16 protein-coding genes are annotated in these 17038 nt (G+C 66.4%); 13 read left to right on the top strand and 3 right to left on the bottom strand.

What is annotated here, in order from left to right; all coding sequences use genetic code 11:
• The 3 genes from rplA (at position 1) to SPR01S_RS10310 (ending at position 2633) form a co-directional block, all read left to right on the top strand.
• Complete coding sequence (gene rplA, locus SPR01S_RS10300) at positions 1-693, top strand: 50S ribosomal protein L1 (protein ID WP_066589006.1); 693 nt, start codon at positions 1-3, stop codon at positions 691-693.
• A gap of 178 nt (positions 694-871) precedes the next feature.
• Positions 872-1438 carry a DUF4337 domain-containing protein gene (locus tag SPR01S_RS10305; protein WP_066589008.1) on the top strand — a complete coding sequence of 189 codons (567 nt, stop codon included), beginning with the start codon at positions 872-874 and terminating at the stop codon, positions 1436-1438.
• Positions 1439-1529: 91 nt separating this feature from the next.
• A complete protein-coding gene (locus SPR01S_RS10310) occupies positions 1530-2633 on the top strand; it encodes an FUSC family protein (RefSeq protein ID WP_066589010.1) in 1104 nt (367 codons plus the stop codon).
• On the opposite strand, the gene SPR01S_RS10315 is transcribed toward SPR01S_RS10310, so the two are convergent.
• From SPR01S_RS10315 to SPR01S_RS10325, 3 genes are all read right to left on the bottom strand, one after another.
• Positions 2593-3450 (bottom strand): oxidoreductase, encoded by an 858-nt coding sequence (locus SPR01S_RS10315; RefSeq protein WP_066589013.1) that lies wholly within the window; start codon positions 3448-3450, stop codon positions 2593-2595. The genes SPR01S_RS10310 and SPR01S_RS10315 overlap by 41 nt on opposite strands.
• A gap of 104 nt (positions 3451-3554) precedes the next feature.
• A complete protein-coding gene (locus tag SPR01S_RS10320; RefSeq protein WP_066589016.1) occupies positions 3555-5018 on the bottom strand; it encodes a CehA/McbA family metallohydrolase in 1464 nt (487 codons plus the stop codon).
• Positions 5018-7537: a TonB-dependent receptor gene (locus tag SPR01S_RS10325; RefSeq protein WP_066589019.1), complete on the bottom strand. Its 2520-nt coding sequence runs from the start codon at positions 7535-7537 to the stop codon at positions 5018-5020. The genes SPR01S_RS10320 and SPR01S_RS10325 overlap by 1 nt, the downstream gene beginning before the upstream one ends.
• 297 nt (positions 7538-7834) lie before the next feature.
• Here SPR01S_RS10325 and SPR01S_RS10330 point away from each other — a divergent pair, with 297 nt between their 5' ends.
• The 10 genes from SPR01S_RS10330 (at position 7835) to SPR01S_RS10375 (ending at position 16873) form a co-directional block, all read left to right on the top strand.
• The gene (locus SPR01S_RS10330; protein WP_066589021.1) at positions 7835-9604 is read left to right on the top strand and encodes a DEAD/DEAH box helicase; all 1770 of its coding nucleotides are present in this window, start codon (positions 7835-7837) and stop codon (positions 9602-9604) included.
• 189 nt (positions 9605-9793) lie between these two features.
• Positions 9794-10252: a YaiI/YqxD family protein gene (locus SPR01S_RS10335; RefSeq protein WP_066589023.1), complete on the top strand. Its 459-nt coding sequence runs from the start codon at positions 9794-9796 to the stop codon at positions 10250-10252.
• Positions 10253-10259: 7 nt separating this feature from the next.
• Complete coding sequence (locus tag SPR01S_RS10340) at positions 10260-10517, top strand: hypothetical protein (RefSeq protein WP_066589027.1); 258 nt, start codon at positions 10260-10262, stop codon at positions 10515-10517.
• Positions 10518-10667: 150 nt separating this feature from the next.
• Positions 10668-12317, top strand: coding sequence for an NAD(P)/FAD-dependent oxidoreductase (locus SPR01S_RS10345; protein ID WP_066589030.1), 1650 nt, complete (start codon positions 10668-10670; stop codon positions 12315-12317).
• 229 nt (positions 12318-12546) lie between these two features.
• On the top strand, positions 12547-13098 hold the full coding sequence (locus tag SPR01S_RS10350) for a pseudouridine synthase (protein ID WP_066589032.1): 552 nt from the start codon (positions 12547-12549) through the stop codon (positions 13096-13098).
• Positions 13083-13460, top strand: a complete 378-nt coding sequence (locus SPR01S_RS10355; protein ID WP_084251093.1) for a reverse transcriptase-like protein — start codon at positions 13083-13085, stop codon at positions 13458-13460. Before SPR01S_RS10350 ends, SPR01S_RS10355 begins: the two co-directional genes overlap by 16 nt.
• A 134-nt stretch (positions 13461-13594) precedes the next feature.
• Positions 13595-13927: a hypothetical protein gene (locus tag SPR01S_RS10360; protein WP_157082146.1), complete on the top strand. Its 333-nt coding sequence runs from the start codon at positions 13595-13597 to the stop codon at positions 13925-13927.
• Between the two features lie 42 nt (positions 13928-13969).
• Entirely contained in the window at positions 13970-14536 is a 567-nt protein-coding gene (locus SPR01S_RS10365) for an HdeD family acid-resistance protein (RefSeq protein ID WP_066589037.1), read from the top strand.
• A gap of 259 nt (positions 14537-14795) precedes the next feature.
• Positions 14796-15626 (top strand): sulfite exporter TauE/SafE family protein, encoded by an 831-nt coding sequence (locus tag SPR01S_RS10370; RefSeq protein ID WP_066589039.1) that lies wholly within the window; start codon positions 14796-14798, stop codon positions 15624-15626.
• Between the two features lie 59 nt (positions 15627-15685).
• The gene (locus SPR01S_RS10375; RefSeq protein ID WP_174531886.1) at positions 15686-16873 is read left to right on the top strand and encodes a pyridoxal phosphate-dependent aminotransferase; all 1188 of its coding nucleotides are present in this window, start codon (positions 15686-15688) and stop codon (positions 16871-16873) included.
• The last annotated feature ends 165 nt before the right edge of the window (positions 16874-17038 follow it).

Here is a 17038-nt window from a genome sequence, read left to right on the forward strand (position 1 = left end):
ATGACTTTCGTGAGCAAGAAGCAAAAGGCGATCACGATCGACCGCGAGAAGCTGCACGGCGTTGACGAGGCGATCGGTCTCGCCAAGGCCAATGCGACCAGCAAGTTCGACGAGACGATCGAAGTCGCGATCAACCTGGGCGTCGATCCGCGCCACGCCGACCAGATGGTCCGTGGCGTCGTCACCCTGCCCAAGGGCACCGGCAAGGACGTCCGCGTCGGCGTGTTCGCCAAGGGCGCCAAGGCCGACGAGGCGCGCGCCGCTGGCGCCGACGTGGTCGGTGCCGAGGACCTGATGGAAATCGTCCAGGGCGGCACGATCGACTTCGATCGCTGCATCGCGACCCCGGACATGATGGGCATCGTCGGTCGTCTCGGTAAGGTGCTGGGTCCGAAGGGCCTGATGCCGAACCCGAAGCTGGGCACCGTGACGATGGACGTCGCGGGCGCGGTCAAGGCAGCCAAGGGCGGCCAGGTCGAATACCGCGTCGAAAAGGCGGGCATCATCCACTCGGGCATCGGCAAGGCGTCGTTCCCGGCGGAAGACCTGCGCGCGAACTTCGACGCTTTGGTCGACGCGATCGTCAAGGCCAAGCCGTCGGGCGCCAAGGGCAAGTATGTCCGCAAGCTCGCCGTCAGCTCGACGATGGGCCCGGGCATCAAGATCGACACGGCCGAGGTTGCCGGCGCGTAAGCGACCAGCCGAAGCCTGAACGATAGGACGGGGCCGGGAGAGCAATCTCCCGGCCCCTTTCGTTTGCATTATCGTGCGCTGGCCGCACGCGGCTCGTTCAGCGCACCGTCATCCCCGATATTTACGAACGGCCGAAACCGGCCGAAAGAGGCGCCCTGTCGCGAACGGGAGACAAAGCGTGGAAGTCGAAGTCAGCGCCGAAGCGAAGGACAAGAGACTCAATCGCGCGGTCGCGCTGACGGTGGTGATCCTGTCGATCTTCACCGGCCTGTGCAACATCAAGGACGGCAACCTCGTCCAGACGATGCAGCAGACCAAGGCCGATTCGGTCGACAGCTGGAACGAATATCAGGCGACCCGAACCAAGCTGCATATCTCGGAAACCGCGCGGAGCGAGATCGCCGTGCTGGCGACCACGCCCGCGACCAGCGAAGCGTCGAAAGCGACGCTCGCCCGGCTCGACGCCGACATCGCCAAATATCGCAGCGAGACGCCCAAGCTGAAGGCGCAGGCCCAGGCGCAAGCCGACAATTACGACGCGCTCAACGTGCATGACGACCAGTTCGATGCGAGCGAAGCGGCGATTTCCACCGCGATCGCGATGGCTGCCGTCGCCGCGCTGGCGGAAAGCCCGATGTTGCTGTTCGGATCGTGGTTCTTCGGCGCGTTCGGCATCTTCATGGGCATTTGCGGTTTCGCGAAATTCGGTTTTCATCCGGACGTGCTCAGCAACTTTCTCGGCTGAGTTGCCGCGGATCGGGGCCCTCGCGCCGAGATCCTGAGCTCGCCTCATCATCTCCTTGCCTCATCATGCATGCCGGCCTTAGCCGCGCGACATGAGCCACGCTTTTCATCGAGCCGTTGTCGGCGCCCGCGCGGTGTTTGGCGGAGCGCTGGAATGGGACGGGGCGGATGCGCTCGACCCTTCGGCGATGGCGGTCACGGCGCTCGGCATGGGTGTGCCGATCCTGATCGGGGTGCTGGCGGCGTATCCACGGGCCGGACTCGCCGCGTCGCTCGGCGCGATGTGGGTCGGCAACGTGCCGCGTGGCGCAAACCTGGCCGAGCATTGGCGAACGGTTCGCGACATCGTGCTCGCGGCGATCGCGGCCGCCATCGCCGCGGCGCTGATCGCGCGCCATGGCTGGTGGAGCGATGTCGGGCTGGTGCTCATCGCGGGCATCGCCGCATTGCTCGGCGGATTCAGCCGGCCGACCGCGGCCGCCAGCCAGCGGTTCGTCGTGTTCGTCACGATCGGGCTCGGCATCGCCACGCAGGCACCCGATCGCCTCTTGCTCACCATCCTGATCGCCGAAGGCGCGATCTGGGCGGCTTTATGCGCGCTGGCGGTCGGGGCCGCGGCGCGCCGTTGGGGATTCGGCCAGATCGCCCCAGCCGAGCCGCGATCGGGCGCGAGCTTCGCGCAATTATACCGCCGCTGGCGGAGGCTGTTGGCCACCAGCGCGGGCTGGACCTATCCGCTGCGGCTGATGGCCTGTCTCGCCTGCGCCGTCGTCCTGCGCGAGGCGGTGCCGCAGCATCATTACAGCTGGATCGCGGTCGCTGTCGCATTGCTGACTCAGAGGCAAGGCGACGGGCTGGTGGTAAAGGTCCTGCAACGCGCGATGGGAGTCGCGGCGGGCGTGATAGCGACCGAGGCGATCGTCTCGCGTCCGCTGCCGGACTGGGCGCTGGTCCTCGTCATCGCGGCGCTGGCAGCGGCGAGCCCGTGGCTGAGGAAGCGCAGCTATGTCGCCTATACCGCCGCCACCACGCCGCTGATCCTGCTGCTGACCAGCGGCGGCGGGACGATCGCGCAAGGATTGCTGACCGACCGGCTGGTCGCGACCTTGATCGCGGCCGGCCTGGTCATCATCGCCTTCCTCGCCGCTCAGCGATTCACGCCTCGGCCATCTCCGGATAGTCCGCGCTCAGGCTGAGGTCGCGGTCGCGCTCGATGATCGCCAGCCGTTCCTTCAGCTTGGCGACCGCCGTCTCATAGCCGAACTTGCCGAGGACGAGGTGCCGCGGCACGTCGGCGCGCGACACCGCTTCGATGATCGCCTCACCGGCGCGGACCGGGTCGCCGGGCTGTTCGCCGCTATAGCCGCTGGTCATCGCCATGCGCTTGCCCGCGGTCTCGGCATAGGCCTCGATCCGGTTCTTGGTCTGGCGCAGCGAGCGGCCCGCCCAATCAGTGCGGAACGGCCCCGGCTCTACGCACATCGCCGCGATGCCGAGCGGCGCGACTTCGGCGCGCAGGGAATCGGTGAAGCCCTCGACCGCATGCTTGGTCGCCGAATAATAGCCCGAGGCCGGGAAGCCGAGCAAACCGCCGACCGAACTGATGTTGACGATATTGCCGCTGCCCTGTGCGCGCATTACCGGCAGCACCGCGCGCGTCATCGCGAACAGGCCGAAGACGTTGGCGTCGAACTGGTCGCGGATCTCCTGCTCCTCGCCTTCCTCGATCGCGGTCTGATAGCCATAGCCGGCATTGTTCACGAGCACGTCGATCCGGCCGAACCCTTCCTTGGCCGCCGCCACCGCCGCGTCGATCTGCGCCTGGTCGGTCACGTCGAGTTCGACCGCCAGCGCGCGATCGGGCGCGATCTCGACGATATCGGCGACGCGGTCCTTGCCGCGCGCGGTCGCAACCACGCACCAGCCGCGTTCGAGCACGAGCTTGGCGAGCTCACGGCCGAAGCCAGTCGAGCAGCCAGTGATGAACCAGACGGGATCGGCGGGGAGCGTCATCGGGGGCACCTCTTATTGGGGAATATCGCACCGGAAGAGATGGGATTGCGGGCGCCCGGCGACAACCGCCGAACGCCCGTCACCGAACGACAAGAACCAACGTCTCAGCGACAGTCGACATAGATCGGGTTGCCGATCAGCAGCAGCCCGGTCTTGCCGCGCACATTGGCGCTGACCCAGCCACAGGCTTGCGCGCGATCGAGCGATAGCTTCACGCGCGCATCGCCGCTATCGATCGCCGTGCCCAGACCGGCAAGGACCTTGCCGTTGGCGATGACCTCGACCGTCGCGCCGCGCACTGCGACCAGATGCAGTTCCATCGACAATGTCGCGTCCGGGCGCAGCCGTTCGCCCATCACCGCGCGGCGGCCGCCGGACACGACCGCCATCTCGAGCAACCGGTCGCGCGTCCCCTCGGTGTCGATGAATACGTTGCCGCGCTTGATCCCGGCGGTGATGCCCGGGACGGACAAGCTGTCGGCATAAACCACGGTGGTCGGCCGCCCGATCCGCGAGGGGCCATCCGGATCGTGCGTGTCGCTGCCGCCGATGCCGGTCAGCCGCCTGCCTTCGTTCAGCCGGGCGTACCAGAAGCCGATCCCCGCATAAGCCCCTTCGACATGGGTCCCATTGACCGCCTCGATTGCGGTTACCAGCGACCAGTCGGTGTCGGTCCACAGCCAGCCGCAGCCCATGCAGATTTCTCCGCTCGGCGAGGCCGGATGGTTGATCGACATGATCGCGCCGGACGCTGCGATGCTCTTTTGCAGCGCGGGCAGATTGGGGACGCCCGCCGTGCCGACGCGGAAGTCGACGAAGCGCGACGGGCCGAAGATGTTGGTGTGACCGCGAAAGGTCGTGACCTCCACACCCGGGGTCAACAGCATCTTGTCGAACCAGGGCTGCAGCTCGCGTAGATTGTCGAAATGGGCGACCGTATTGTGGTCGGTCACCGCGATGAAATCGAGCCCCGACGCGCTCGCCGCCTCGACCGTGCGGAACAACGGACATGGCACCTTGCGCCCGAGCTGGCTCTTGCAACTGCCGTCGCTATTCGCGTCGTGCATGTGGAGGTCGCCGCGATACCAGCCGGGCTTGTCGACGAGCGGCGGGTTGGCGATCGCGGCGCTGGCGCGCGCCGAACTGGCGCGGTCGAAATAGACCTTTACGGTATAGGCGGCCTTGCTGTCCGGGCGCGCATTGGGCACGCCGAACTGGACGTGCCAGCGGCCAGTCGGGATCGGGCCGGGCAAATAGCCCGGCGTCGCATCGCTCGCCGCGACCGTGATTGTGTCGTAGGAGCCGCCGCTCCAGCCGCGAAACTCTTTGGGATCCCATAGGCCGAGGTCGATCACCGTCTTGTTGCTCTTGTCATAGGACACAGCCACGGTGATCCGTTCGACGCCCGCCGGGACGTCGAACGGGACCTCGCGATAGGTCATCGCGTCCTTGCCGGTAACGACGCCCGACATCGTCACGTCGGGCTGCACCTGATTCTGACCGGCCATCGCCGCCGGAGCGGCAATGAGGGCCAGGATCAGCGCGACGAAAAGGCGAAATCCGCGCATCAGAAGGCGAAGTCCACGGCGAAGCGGAAATTGCGACCGAAGATCGGCCGACCGATGAACAATTGGTCGTTGGCCTGCCCGCTGGTCAGCTCGCCCGCGCGCGGATTGCCTTCGGTCAGCCCGATCGCGTTGGTCAGATTGTCGCCATAGGCCCAGAACGAAATGCGGTCGGTCAGCTTGAACCGCACGCTGGCGTTGAGCACGGTATAGGCCGGCAGCTTCGAGATGTTGGCGGCGTCGGCATAGCGTTTCGAATAATGTTCGACGTCCATCTGCGCGCGGAAACGACCATCGAGCAGGGTCACCGCGGGCGTAGCGCGCAGCCCGAGTTTGGGAACGCGGAGCAGCTGGTTGCCCGAATAATTGCGCGGGATCAGCGTCGTGCCTTGCAACTCATTGTACTTGAGATTGCGGAAGGTCGGATCCTGGATCGTCGCGTTGACGGTAAAATCGAACCACGAAACCGGCCGGATCGTGCCTTCGAGCTCGACGCCATAATCGCGCGTATTGGTGTAAACGGTCTGGGTGATATAGCCCATCGTCTTCGGATCGAACTGGGTGTTGCCGATCGAATAGGCGTCGAAATCGGTCAGGAAGCCCGTCGCGTAGAAGCTGACCAACGGGGTCGAGAGCTTGAACCCTGCTTCCCACATCTTGATCCCCTGCGTCACCGGCTGCGCATTGGCCGAGGTGATGAAGCTGCCCACGCTCGGCATGCGGAATGCCGAGGTGTAGCGCGCGAATATCCCCGCGCTGTGGCTGAACTGCCAATCGGCGCCGATCGTGTAGCCGACATGGTCGAACGTGCGATCATAGGGAGAGAAGACACCGTTTCCGGTCAGCACCTGATCGTCCGCGAGCGTGGTCGGGTCGCCGAGATTGACCGTCTTCTGGCCTTCCTGCGCGCCCTTGGCGGTCACCTTTTCCCAGCGGACGCCGCCGTCGAGGCGCAATTGCGGCGTGATTTGCCACTCGTCCGACCCGTAGAGCGCGAAGACGTCCGACTTGCCATAGCCGTTGGCGAATTCGGAGCCGTAGCGGCTGACACCGTTCTGGGTCAGCGCGCCGACCACCTGACCTGAGGCATTGAGCGCGACAAGATCGAGCAGCCGCGAATTGCCCGATACGTCCTGCAGGGTCGACGCCGAGTAGCGTTTGAACGTCTCGCGGATGTGGGCGTAATAGAAACCCAGGGCGAAATCATGCGTCATGCTCCCCATCTGGAAGCGGTGCGCGAGATGGAGGTCGTCGACGAACTCGCTCTCGTCGACCGTCACCGGGCGCGCGGCGTTGATGAACACGTCGCCATTGCCGTTCTGGTTCGCGACGTCGAACGCCTGGCCTGTGTCGACATAGCGCAACTGAACACTGGCCGCGCCAGGATAGGCCTTGAGCAGCGACGAGCCATATTGCGTGAGCAGCGCCGCCGCCGTGCTGATCGAGGCGGGATAGACGCCGTTGCGTACCGTGCTGCTGTCGCGATAGCGCGCCTTGTTCGACAGCTTCCAGCCCGGCGCGAACTCCCAATCGGCCATGGCCGAATATTGGTTGAGCCGGATGCGCGTGCCGTCGGTGTTGTTGAAGAACACCGGTCCGTTCGCGCTCTTCAGCGTCAGGAACGCGGTCTCGCGGCTGGCAGTCGTGTCGTAATTGGCGTTGAAGCCGGGCAGGCTGACGATATTGCCGTCCGAATCCTTGGTCAGCGGGATGCCAGTATAGAAGATCGCGTTATCGGCCAGATGTTTGTAGCTGAGCGCGATCTGCGCATTGCCGAAATCCTTGGATAGGTCGGCGCGGATCTGGCCACCCTTGTTGCCGGTATAGCCCGGATCACGAACGCCGCGCTCGTTGCGATAGAAGCCGCCGACGTCGAACTTCCACCCATCGACCAGCGGCGTGCCGATCCAGCCGTCGAAGCGGTACAGGTCCGCGGTCGGGCCGTAGAGCATGCGCGCACGCCCCGACAGCTCGTCGCCCGGCTTGCGGGTGATGAAATTGACCACGCCGCCCGGCGCGTTCGAATAGAAGACCGAGGACGGACCGCCGCGCACCACTTCGACGCGGTCGATCGACTCGTCCATGCGGAACGCCTGGTCGGCATTGAGATAGCCCAGCGCCGGGTCGTGCTGCACCGGCAGACCGTCCTCGAGCAGGTTGATCGATCCGAACCCGTCGACCGGGATGCCGCGGGCGCGGACATTGCCCGATCCCTCGCCGCCCGACGCCTCGACCCAGAAGCCCGGGACCGACTTCAACGTCTCGGTGACGCTCGACGCGGCGCGCGAGCGCAGCGCGTCGTTGTTGAGCGTGGTGATCGCGTAGCTGGTGTCGAGCTTGGTGCGCTCGCCCGCGCCGGCGCGGCCGGTGACGACAATGTCCTGGTCGGTCTGCGCGTCCGCGCTGGTCGCCGCGTTGCTGTCGGCCACCGGCAGCGGCGCGCTCTGGGCAAGCGCCGCCGGACTTGCGGTCAGGAGGAACGCTACGACTCCGCAGCGCACGGTAAGTGCTCGGTTGGCCACCCTTTTATCCCTTTTGCTGGTGCAGCGAATCTGCTGTCGGCCGCGACTAGGGACGGGTTTTTGCAGACGGGTGACGTGCCGGTGTCAGCGACGTGACGTCACCGGGTCGGTTCGGTTGCAACGAGGGTACGCGCGATCTTTTGTGCGACCGCCTATAGCTCGAGTCTATGCCTTCACCCTCGCTTTTGCCAAATCGCCAAAAAGCGCGTAGAGGGCCGGACCAATCCACATCCGTACCGCGTTACCTGCCCGGCGCCAGTCGCTCCGGGCCGACGCCGTTTTTGCCATCGAGACAGAATGCCCTTTTCCCACCTCCCCCCGTTGCTTGCCGAAGCGCTGACCGCGCGCGGTTACGAAGCGCTCACTCCGGTCCAGGCCGAGGTCAGCAAGCCCGAGTCCAACGGCCGTGACCTGCTCGTTTCCGCCCAGACCGGATCGGGCAAGACCGTCGCCTTCGGCCTCGCCATGGCCGAGGAGCTGCTTCACAAGGGTCAGACCCCGCCCGCCGGCGCGCCGCTCGCGCTGGTGATCGCGCCGACCCGCGAACTCGCGCTCCAGGTCGCCAAGGAATTGTCCTGGCTCTACGCCAAGACCGGTGCGCGCATCGCCACGTGCGTCGGCGGCATGGACCCGTCGCGTGAGCGCCGCGTGCTTGCGCAGGGTGTGCATGTCGTGGTCGGCACGCCAGGCCGCTTGCGCGATCATGGCGAGCGTGGCGCGCTCGATCTGTCGAGCCTGCGCGTCGCCGTGCTCGACGAGGCCGACGAGATGCTCGACATGGGCTTTCGAGAGGACCTCGAGACGCTGCTCGACGCCGCCCCCGCCGAACGCCGCACCTTGCTGTTCTCCGCGACCTTGCCGCGGCAGATCGTCGCACTCGCCAAGAAGTACCAGCGCGACGCGCTGCGCATCTCGACCGTCGGCGAGGATCGCGGGCATGGCGACATTTCGTATCAGGCCGTGGCGGTCGCTCCTGCGGATATCGAGCATGCCGTGATCAACCTGCTCCGCTTCTACGAGGCAGAGACCGCAATGTTGTTCTGCGCGACGCGCGACAATGTCCGGCATCTCCACGCCAGCCTTGTCGAGCGTGGCTTCGCGGCCGTGGCTCTATCGGGCGAGCATTCGCAGAATGAGCGCAACCATGCGCTCCAGGCGTTGCGCGACCGCCGCGCACGCGTCTGCGTCGCGACCGACGTCGCCGCACGCGGCATCGACCTTCCGACGCTGAGCCTGGTCGTGCATGTCGAGATGCCGCGCGACGCCGAAGTGCTTCAGCACCGTTCGGGCCGCACCGGCCGCGCGGGCAAGAAGGGCACCGCGGTGCTGATCGTACCCTATCCGCGCCGTCGCCGCGTCGAGATGATGCTGCGTTCGGCGCGCATCGCCGCCGAATGGGTGCCGGTGCCGACCGCCGACGACATCCGCGCCAAGGACCGTGATCGCCTGATCGAGGCGCTGAGCGCGCCGGTCGAGCCCGATCCCGACGATTGGGTGATCGGCGAGGAGCTGCTCAAGAACAAGTCGCCGCAGGAGATCGCCGCGGCGTTGGTCCATGCTCATCGCGCCGCCATGCCCGCACCCGAGGAAATGATCGATCGCGTGCCCGAGGGGCCCAAGGCGCATCATCGCCAGGGCTTCGACGATACCGTGTGGTTCCGGATGAATATCGGCCGTCGCCAGAATGCCGATCCGCGCTGGATCCTGCCGCTGATCTGCCGCCGCGGCGGGATCACCAAGAACGAGGTCGGCGCGATCCGCATTCAGGCCAACGAAACCGGCTTCCAGATCCCGCGCGGGATTGCGGCGCGGTTCGCCGCCGCCGTGCTCAAGAGCGCCGGCGCCGATGGCGAGGATGATAGCGGCGTGCGGATCGAGCCGGTTGAGGGCTCCGGCCCCGCTCCGGCGCCGGCTCCGGCCCGTGCGATGCTGCATCGCGCGGCACCGAGCAGTGATGGACAGGCCGGCGCCCCGCGCCGTCAAGGCCCGCCGCAGGGTCGCGGCCGTCCGCCGCATGCACACCGCAAGGGGCCGCGGCCGAACAAGGGTCCGCGACCGCAGTCGTAGTTTTTCGTCCGACTTTTCCCTCTCTTCACACTTCCCCGGCGAAGGCCGGGGCCCAGCCGCTGCGAATTCTCGTCGCCGGGATGCGATCGCAATGTCAGGGAAACTGGGCCCCGGCCTTCGCCGGGGAAGCGTATGAGGAGTCCCTCTGATGCGCTTCGACAAGTGGCGCGAACGACGTAGAGAGGCGCCATGAACACCCCGCCTTCCCGCCGCATCCTGGTCGACGCCGATGCCTGCCCGGTCAAGGACGAGATCTACAAGGTCGCCTGGCGGCTGGAGGTCCCCGTCTGTGTGGTCAGCAACAGTCATCTCCGCGTCCCCGCGCACCCGCTGATCACGCGCATTGTCGTGAGCGACGGGTTCGACGCCGCCGACGACTGGATCGCCGAGGCGGCCGGCCCGAGTGCGGTGGTGATCACCGCCGACATCCTGCTCGCCGACCGCGCGCTCAAGGCGGGCGCGCAGGTACTAGCGCCGACCGGCAAGCCGTTCACCACGAGCTCGATCGGCGCGGCGATCGCGACGCGGGCGATCATGGCCGATCTGCGCGCGGGCGGCGATCAGATCGGCGGACCGGCCGCCTTCAGCAAGGCCGACCGCTCGCGTTTCCTGCAGGCGCTTGACGCCGCGTTGGTCCGCGCGCGTTAATCGAGCCATGGATCTCGACGATCGCCTGCGCCATTATTTCGGCACCGCCGACATCGCCACGCTGACGCCCGCCGCGTTCGAGGCGGGGACCGAGCGAATGCGGGTCGATTTGGGGCTGGAAAAGGACCGCCCGCGCCGCTTCGCTTTGTGGACGCTGATGTACATGCTCGGCGTCGCGCCGGATCTCGACGTGGCGTTCAAGGACGAGGCCGATCGCGACGCCGCGCGGAATTTCATGGATATGGCGGACAAGGCCGAAGGGTGAACGTCTGCCCCTTCCTCCCCTCCCGCTTGCGGGAGGGGTCGGGGGAGGGCATGTCACGAGCCGCTGCCCAGAAACACACCCTCCCCTAGCCCCTCCCGTAAACGGGAGGGGAATCTGGCATGCTGCCTCCTCCACCGCTAAAGCACCGCCATGATCCGCCTGACCGACCTTGCCCTTCCGCTCGACCATACCGACGAGGCCTTGCCCGCCGCGATCTGCGCGCGCTTGGAGATCGCGGCGGACGAGTTGCTGAACTTCGAGGTCGCGCGGCGCGGCAACGATGCGCGGCGCAAGAACGCGATCATGCTGATCTATGCGATCGACCTGACCGTAGCGGACGAAGCGGCCTTGCTCGCGCGCTTCGCCGACGATCGCAACGTCAGGCCAGCGCCCGACACCGAATACCGCCCGGTCGCCCGTGCCACCGGCAAGGGCCTGCGCCCCGTCGTCATCGGTACCGGTCCCTGCGGGCTGCTCGCGGCGTTAGTGCTCGCTCAAATGGGCTTCCGGCCGATCATCCTGGAACGCGGCAAGGTTGTGCGCGAGCGGACCAAGGACACCTGGGGCCTGTGGCGCAGATCCGTGCTCAACCCGGAGAGCAACGTCCAGTTCGGCGAGGGTGGCGCGGGCACTTTTTCCGACGGCAAGCTCTACAGCCGGATCAAGGATCGCCGCCATCTCGACCGCAAGGTGCTGACCGAGTTCGTCAAGGCCGGCGCGCCCGAGGAAATTCTGACCGAAGCGCATCCTCATATCGGCACGTTCCGCCTGGTGACGATGGTCGAGAGCATCCGCGCGACGATCGAGCAATTGGGCGGCGAATATCGCTTCGGCACGCGCGTCGACGGCGTCGACATCGCCACCGACGCGGCAGGGCAGCGCCATATCCGCGGTCTCCACCTGCATGATGGTGGCTATCTCGAGGCCGACCGCGTCGTGCTGGCGATCGGCCATAGCGCGCGCGACACGTTCGCGATGCTCCAGGCGGCGGGCGTGTTCGTCGAGGCCAAACCGTTCTCGATGGGCGTGCGGATCGAGCACCCGCAATCCTGGATCGACAAGGCGCGGTTCGGTAAGTTCGCGGGAAACAAGATATTGGGCGCGGCCGAATATCACATCTCTCACCATGCCTCGAACGGCCGCACCGTCTACAGCTTCTGCATGTGTCCGGGCGGGACGGTGGTGGCGGCGACGTCGGAGGAAGGCCGCGTCGCGACCAACGGCATGAGCCAATATTCGCGCAACGAGCGCAACGCCAATTCGGGCTTCGTCGTCGCGATCGATCCCGAGCGCGACTATCCGGGCGACCCGCTCGCGGGAATCGCGCTGCAACGCCATTGGGAAGAGCGCGCCTTCATCGCCGGCGGCTCCAACTACAAGGCGCCGGCGCAGAAGCTCGGCGACTTCCTCGAAGGCAGGCCTTCAGCCGAATTGGGCGAGGTCCTCCCCTCCTATCGACCCGGCGTGCAGCTCACCGACCTCAGCCAATGCCTGCCCGATTTCGCGGTGATCGCGATGCGCGAAGCGATTCCGGTGTTCGGCCGCCAGATCCCCGGATACGACCATCCCGACGTACTGATGACCGGCGTGGAGACGCGGACATCGTCGCCGGTGCGCTTCACCCGCGGCAAGGACTTTCAGAGCCTGAACACCGCCGGCCTGTTCCCTGCGGGCGAAGGCGCGGGCTATGCCGGCGGTATCCTGTCGGCGGCGGTCGATGGCATCAAGGTCGCCGAGGCGGTGGCGCTGAGCATCGAGGGTGAGGCGCAGGTCAATTCCCCGGCGGTCGCCCGCGCCTGACGCGACGCGCAGAGACCAATCTCTCACGTTATCCCGGACTTGTTCCGGGGTCCGAGGCGCCGCAACGGTAAAGCGGGAGGCTCGACGGATTCCGGCCGGGCACGTTGGATGCCGGAACACTTCCGGCATGACGGTGATTTCCGCGACGTGTTCCGGCAGAAATCCAACGCGCTCAATGCGAAATGCCGCGAATATTGAATGTTGGCCTAACCTGGATCAAAGGCGCCGCATGGCCCGCCTGATCCTGTTCAACAAACCCTATGGCGTGCTGTGCCAGTTCACCGATCGCGGGACCGAGGGATCGACACGCCCCACCCTCTCCGGGTTCATCGACACGCCGGGAGTCTATCCGGCGGGGCGGCTCGACCTCGACAGCGAGGGGCTGTTGCTGCTGACCGATGACGGCCGGCTGCAGTCGCGTATCGCCGATCCCAAGTTCAAGACCGCCAAGACCTATCTCGCGCAGCTCGAAGGCGATGTGAGCGACGACGCGCTGGCGGCCTTGCGGAGCGGCGTGCGGCTGAAGGACGGCATGACGCGCCCGGCCGAGGCCGAGCGCATCCCCGCCCCCGATCTGTGGTCGCGCCATCCGCCGATCCGGTTCCGCAAAAACGTGCCCGATGGCTGGATTCGCCTGACGATCCGCGAGGGCCGCAACCGCCAGGTCCGTCGCATGACCGCGGCGGTCGGCCACCCGACGCTGCGGCTGGTGCGGTGGAGCATCGGCGACTGGACGCTGGACGGCATCGCGCCGGGCGAATGGCGATGCCTGGACGTGTGAAGATCTTCTTCGACGGCGGCTGGCGGCCGGCGTCGGGGATGGAAACCGCGGTGGTGCTGCGCGGGCAGGTTTATGTGCGTCAGGGGCTCGGCACGGGATCGGCGATGGATGCGGAGTGGCTCGCTTTGTTGCACGCGGTCGAAATCGCCCGCGCGTCCGGCGTGGCCAACCCGGTTTTTTGCGGCGATTCGCTCGCGGTGATCGGCCTGGCTTCGGGCACGGTTGCGTGCCGAAACGGGAGCCGCGAGTACCTCAAGGCGCTCACCGAATTCGACTACCCGGCGGGATCGCTCCGCCTTCGCCATGTCGGGCGATCGCAGAATCTTGCCGGCATCGCGCTGGCGCGGCTCCACGAACGATAGGCAGGGCAGCCGCAGCGTAGCGGCGGCCGATCGCGGGCATCCTCGCGCGCCACCGATCCGGGTCCGGATATGTACGGATGGAGTTGGCGCGACGGACGACGGATGGTGTGACCGTCCGCTTAGGGAGAATGTCGATGCGAGCAATGCTGTTGCTCAGCGGCGTGCTGGTGCTGGCCGCCTGCAAGCCCGTGGAGAGCCCGACCTTCAACAGTTCGGCGGGGTCGACGCCGACCCCGACCAACGTCAGCGCCGCGGTCGACGCGCTGCCCCCGGCGCAACGCGATGCCGTGCTGTTGCGGGCGATCATGGACGCGGACCTGCCGTGCCAGAAGATCGAGAAGGCGGAGCGGATGAGCACGCCGGACGGCAAGATGGAATGGCGCGCGACCTGTGACGGCGGCGCGCAACATCTGGTCGACATCCAGCCGAACGGCTCCGCCACGGTGGTCAGCCGCATCCATTCGTAACCACCGCACCATCGGCTCAGCGTCCCCCTGGAGGATGTAGCAATGACCACCGAGATCAATCGAGTAGAACTGCACACGATCGAGATCGACAAGAACGCCTGGCGCTGGTTCGTCGGAATGGGCTGCGCGCTGGCGCTGCTCGGCCTGCTCGCCTCGGCCAATCTGGTTCTGGCGACGGTCGCCGCAGCCTATATCGTCGCCCTCTCTATGTTCGCCGCCGGCATCGTCATGGTCGTGCATGCGTCCGCGGTGCGCGGGCTCGGCTGGGCGCTGGTCTGGGCGGCGTTCGGCATTCTCTATGCCGCCGCCGCCACATTCCTGTTCTACGATCAGCAGCTCGCGGTCAGGCTGATCACAGTCTGGCTGGCGGTTCTCCTGACCGCATCGGGCTCCGTGCGCCTGGTCGCCTCGTTGGTGCACCCGCTCCCCGGGTGGGGCTGGATGCTGGTGTCCGGGATCTTCAGCGTTGCGGCCGGTCTCATCATCGCCAGCGGCTGGCCGGCGAACGCCGTCTGGGTGCTGGGCCTGGTGATGGCGATCGACTTGCTGGTCCACGGCATGATGCTGATCCTGGTCGGCGTCAGGCTGCGCCCAGCGACAAGCGACTGACGCTGCGACCGCGGCGGTCGGCCACCCGACGCCCGGACTGATAAAGGACCGGCGGCGGCTGGACGCTGGCCGGCTCAGGTTGGCGCGGCTGCACGAGCAAGGATCGGCAAAAAAACGCGTTTCCGAGTAAATTTGTTACTGTAACCGCGTCAGCCGCATTTTCTTGTTGCAAATAAATGATCAACTGCGCAGCTTGTGATTCGCCAGGGCGATGACAAGCCCTGCCCGCAGGAGAGGCCTCTCATACAGGGGGTAGGTCTTGACTGCATCGCAAGCCGCTTGGCTGATTCCGTTGATTGCGCTGTTATGCGCCGGACTGATCGCAGGCTTCGCCGCCGGCATTTTCGGTATTGGTGGAGGCTTCATCGTCGTCCCGGCGCTGATGCTGGTCCTGCCGCTTTTGGGCGGAGACAAGCATCAATATGCGCATGTCGCGATCGGCACATCGGCCGCGACGATCATCCTGACATCGCTGCGATCGCTGCGATCGCACGCCAAACGCGGCGCGGTCGAATTCGAGATTTTGCGCGCCTGGGCGCCGTGGCTGATCTTCGGCGATGCCGTCGGCGTGATCCTTGCCAGCCATGTCGATGGGCATGTGCTGCTGCTGATCTTCGCCATCGGCGTACTGCTGATGTCGCTCAACTTCCTGGTGCCGCGCTTCAGCGACCACGTCATCTCGGACTCGATGCCGGGCCTGGCGCCGCGCGTCGCGATTGCCGGCGGGCTCGGCACCTTCTCCTCGTTGCTGGGGATCGGCGGCGGCACGATCGCGATCATGGTGATGACGCTGCACGGCCGTTCGATCCATCGCGCGATCGCGACGGCGTCGGGCATCGGCGCGCTGATCGCGATCCCCAGCGCGATCGGGTTCGCCATCATCGGGTTCCGCGAGCCGGGTCTGCCCTGGGGATCGCTGGGTTACGTCAACCTGCCGGCGACAATCGTCATCGCCTCGATGTCGGTGCTGACAGCGCCGCTCGGCGTGGCGGCTGCGCATAGCCTGCCGGCCGGGCCGCTCAAGCGCGTGTTCGGCCTCTACCTCGTCTTCATCTCGTTCGTGATGCTGAGGAGCGCGATGAAATTCTAAGAAATTTTGAAACGGCGAAGGGTCGACGGGACCGACCAGCGCGAACAGGGAGCAGTAAGATGATCGAGCGTGAAGGCGTTACCGATACCGTTCTGAACGAAGAGTCCACCGACGACCTGCTCAGCCGCGGCTATGCCCGGCGCGACCTTGCCCGTATCGCCGCGATCTTCGGCGTCGGCGCCGTGGCGGCGGCGAGCGGCCGGCCCGCCTGGGCATCGGCCGGCGTCCCCGATCCTGCCCCCAGCGCCAAGACGCGGATCGGGGCCAACGAATGCTGGACCGGACCGCTCGCCCCCGGCCAGGTGGCGGCGGCGAAGATGATCGCGCAAGGCAATCGCTATTCCCCGCACAATGAACGCAACGATTTCATCAAGGCGGTGACCTCGGTCGAGGGCGTACCGTTCGACCATGTTGCCCCCTGGCCCGGATCGAGCGATCCGCTGTCGCGCGCCGTCGTGACCTATTGTTCGCCGACCAAGGGGCTAGTCACCGCCGACCCGACGTTCGAGCTCGCCGGCCGCACCGCGAGCTGGCTCGGCGCGCCGGTCAAGGCGGTGCCGCTCACGCCCGATTTCCGCCACGACGTGAAGGCGATGCTGGCCGCCGACCCCAATGCCGGCCTCTATTATATCTGCACCCCCAACAACCCGACCGGGACGATCACGCCGCTCGCCGATATCGAATGGCTGATCCAGAACAAGCCGGCCGGATCGATGGTGCTGATCGACGAGGCCTATACCCATTTCGCCGGCGTGCCGGTGGCGTCGCCCTTCGCGGTCAAATATCCCGACGTCATCGTCATGCGGACCTTCTCGAAGATCTTCGGGATGGCCGGGATGCGGATGGGCTATATCATGACCCAGCCCGCCAATATCACCAAGATGATGCGCTATGACGGCGGCATGCAGTCAGGCGCTCTGCCGCTCCCGTCCCTGGTCTGCGCCACCGCCAGCCTGACCGCCGCGCCGCTGATCGCGCAACGCCGTGCCCAGATGCAGGCAGCACGCGCCTTCGCGATCGACCATGTCAAGAAGCGCGGGCTGAAGGTCGCGCCGACCGAGGCGAACATGTTCATGATCGACTGGAAGACCAAGCCGGCCAAGGACATGCAGGCCGCGTTCCGCACGCAGAGCGTGGAGATCGGCCGGTCCTGGCCGATCTGGCCGACCGTGTCGCGTGTCACGGTCGGGTCGATGGCCGACATGGTCGCGTTCGCCACCGCGCTGGACAAGGTCTGGACCGCCTGACGATGCGGCGCATGCCGTTTCTTACTTTGATGACACGACAGGTCAGCGGCTCCCCCGCGTCCAACGCGGCCGCGCGCCCTGTCGCATTTTCCACGTCACCCGCTGCCGCGCCCCTGCGGGCAAGGCAGCCAATCCGTTCGCGTCGCGGCGAGCCAGGACAGAGAA

Source organism: Sphingomonas pruni NBRC 15498 (assembly GCF_001598455.1).
GTDB classification, from domain to species: domain Bacteria; phylum Pseudomonadota; class Alphaproteobacteria; order Sphingomonadales; family Sphingomonadaceae; genus Sphingomonas; species Sphingomonas pruni.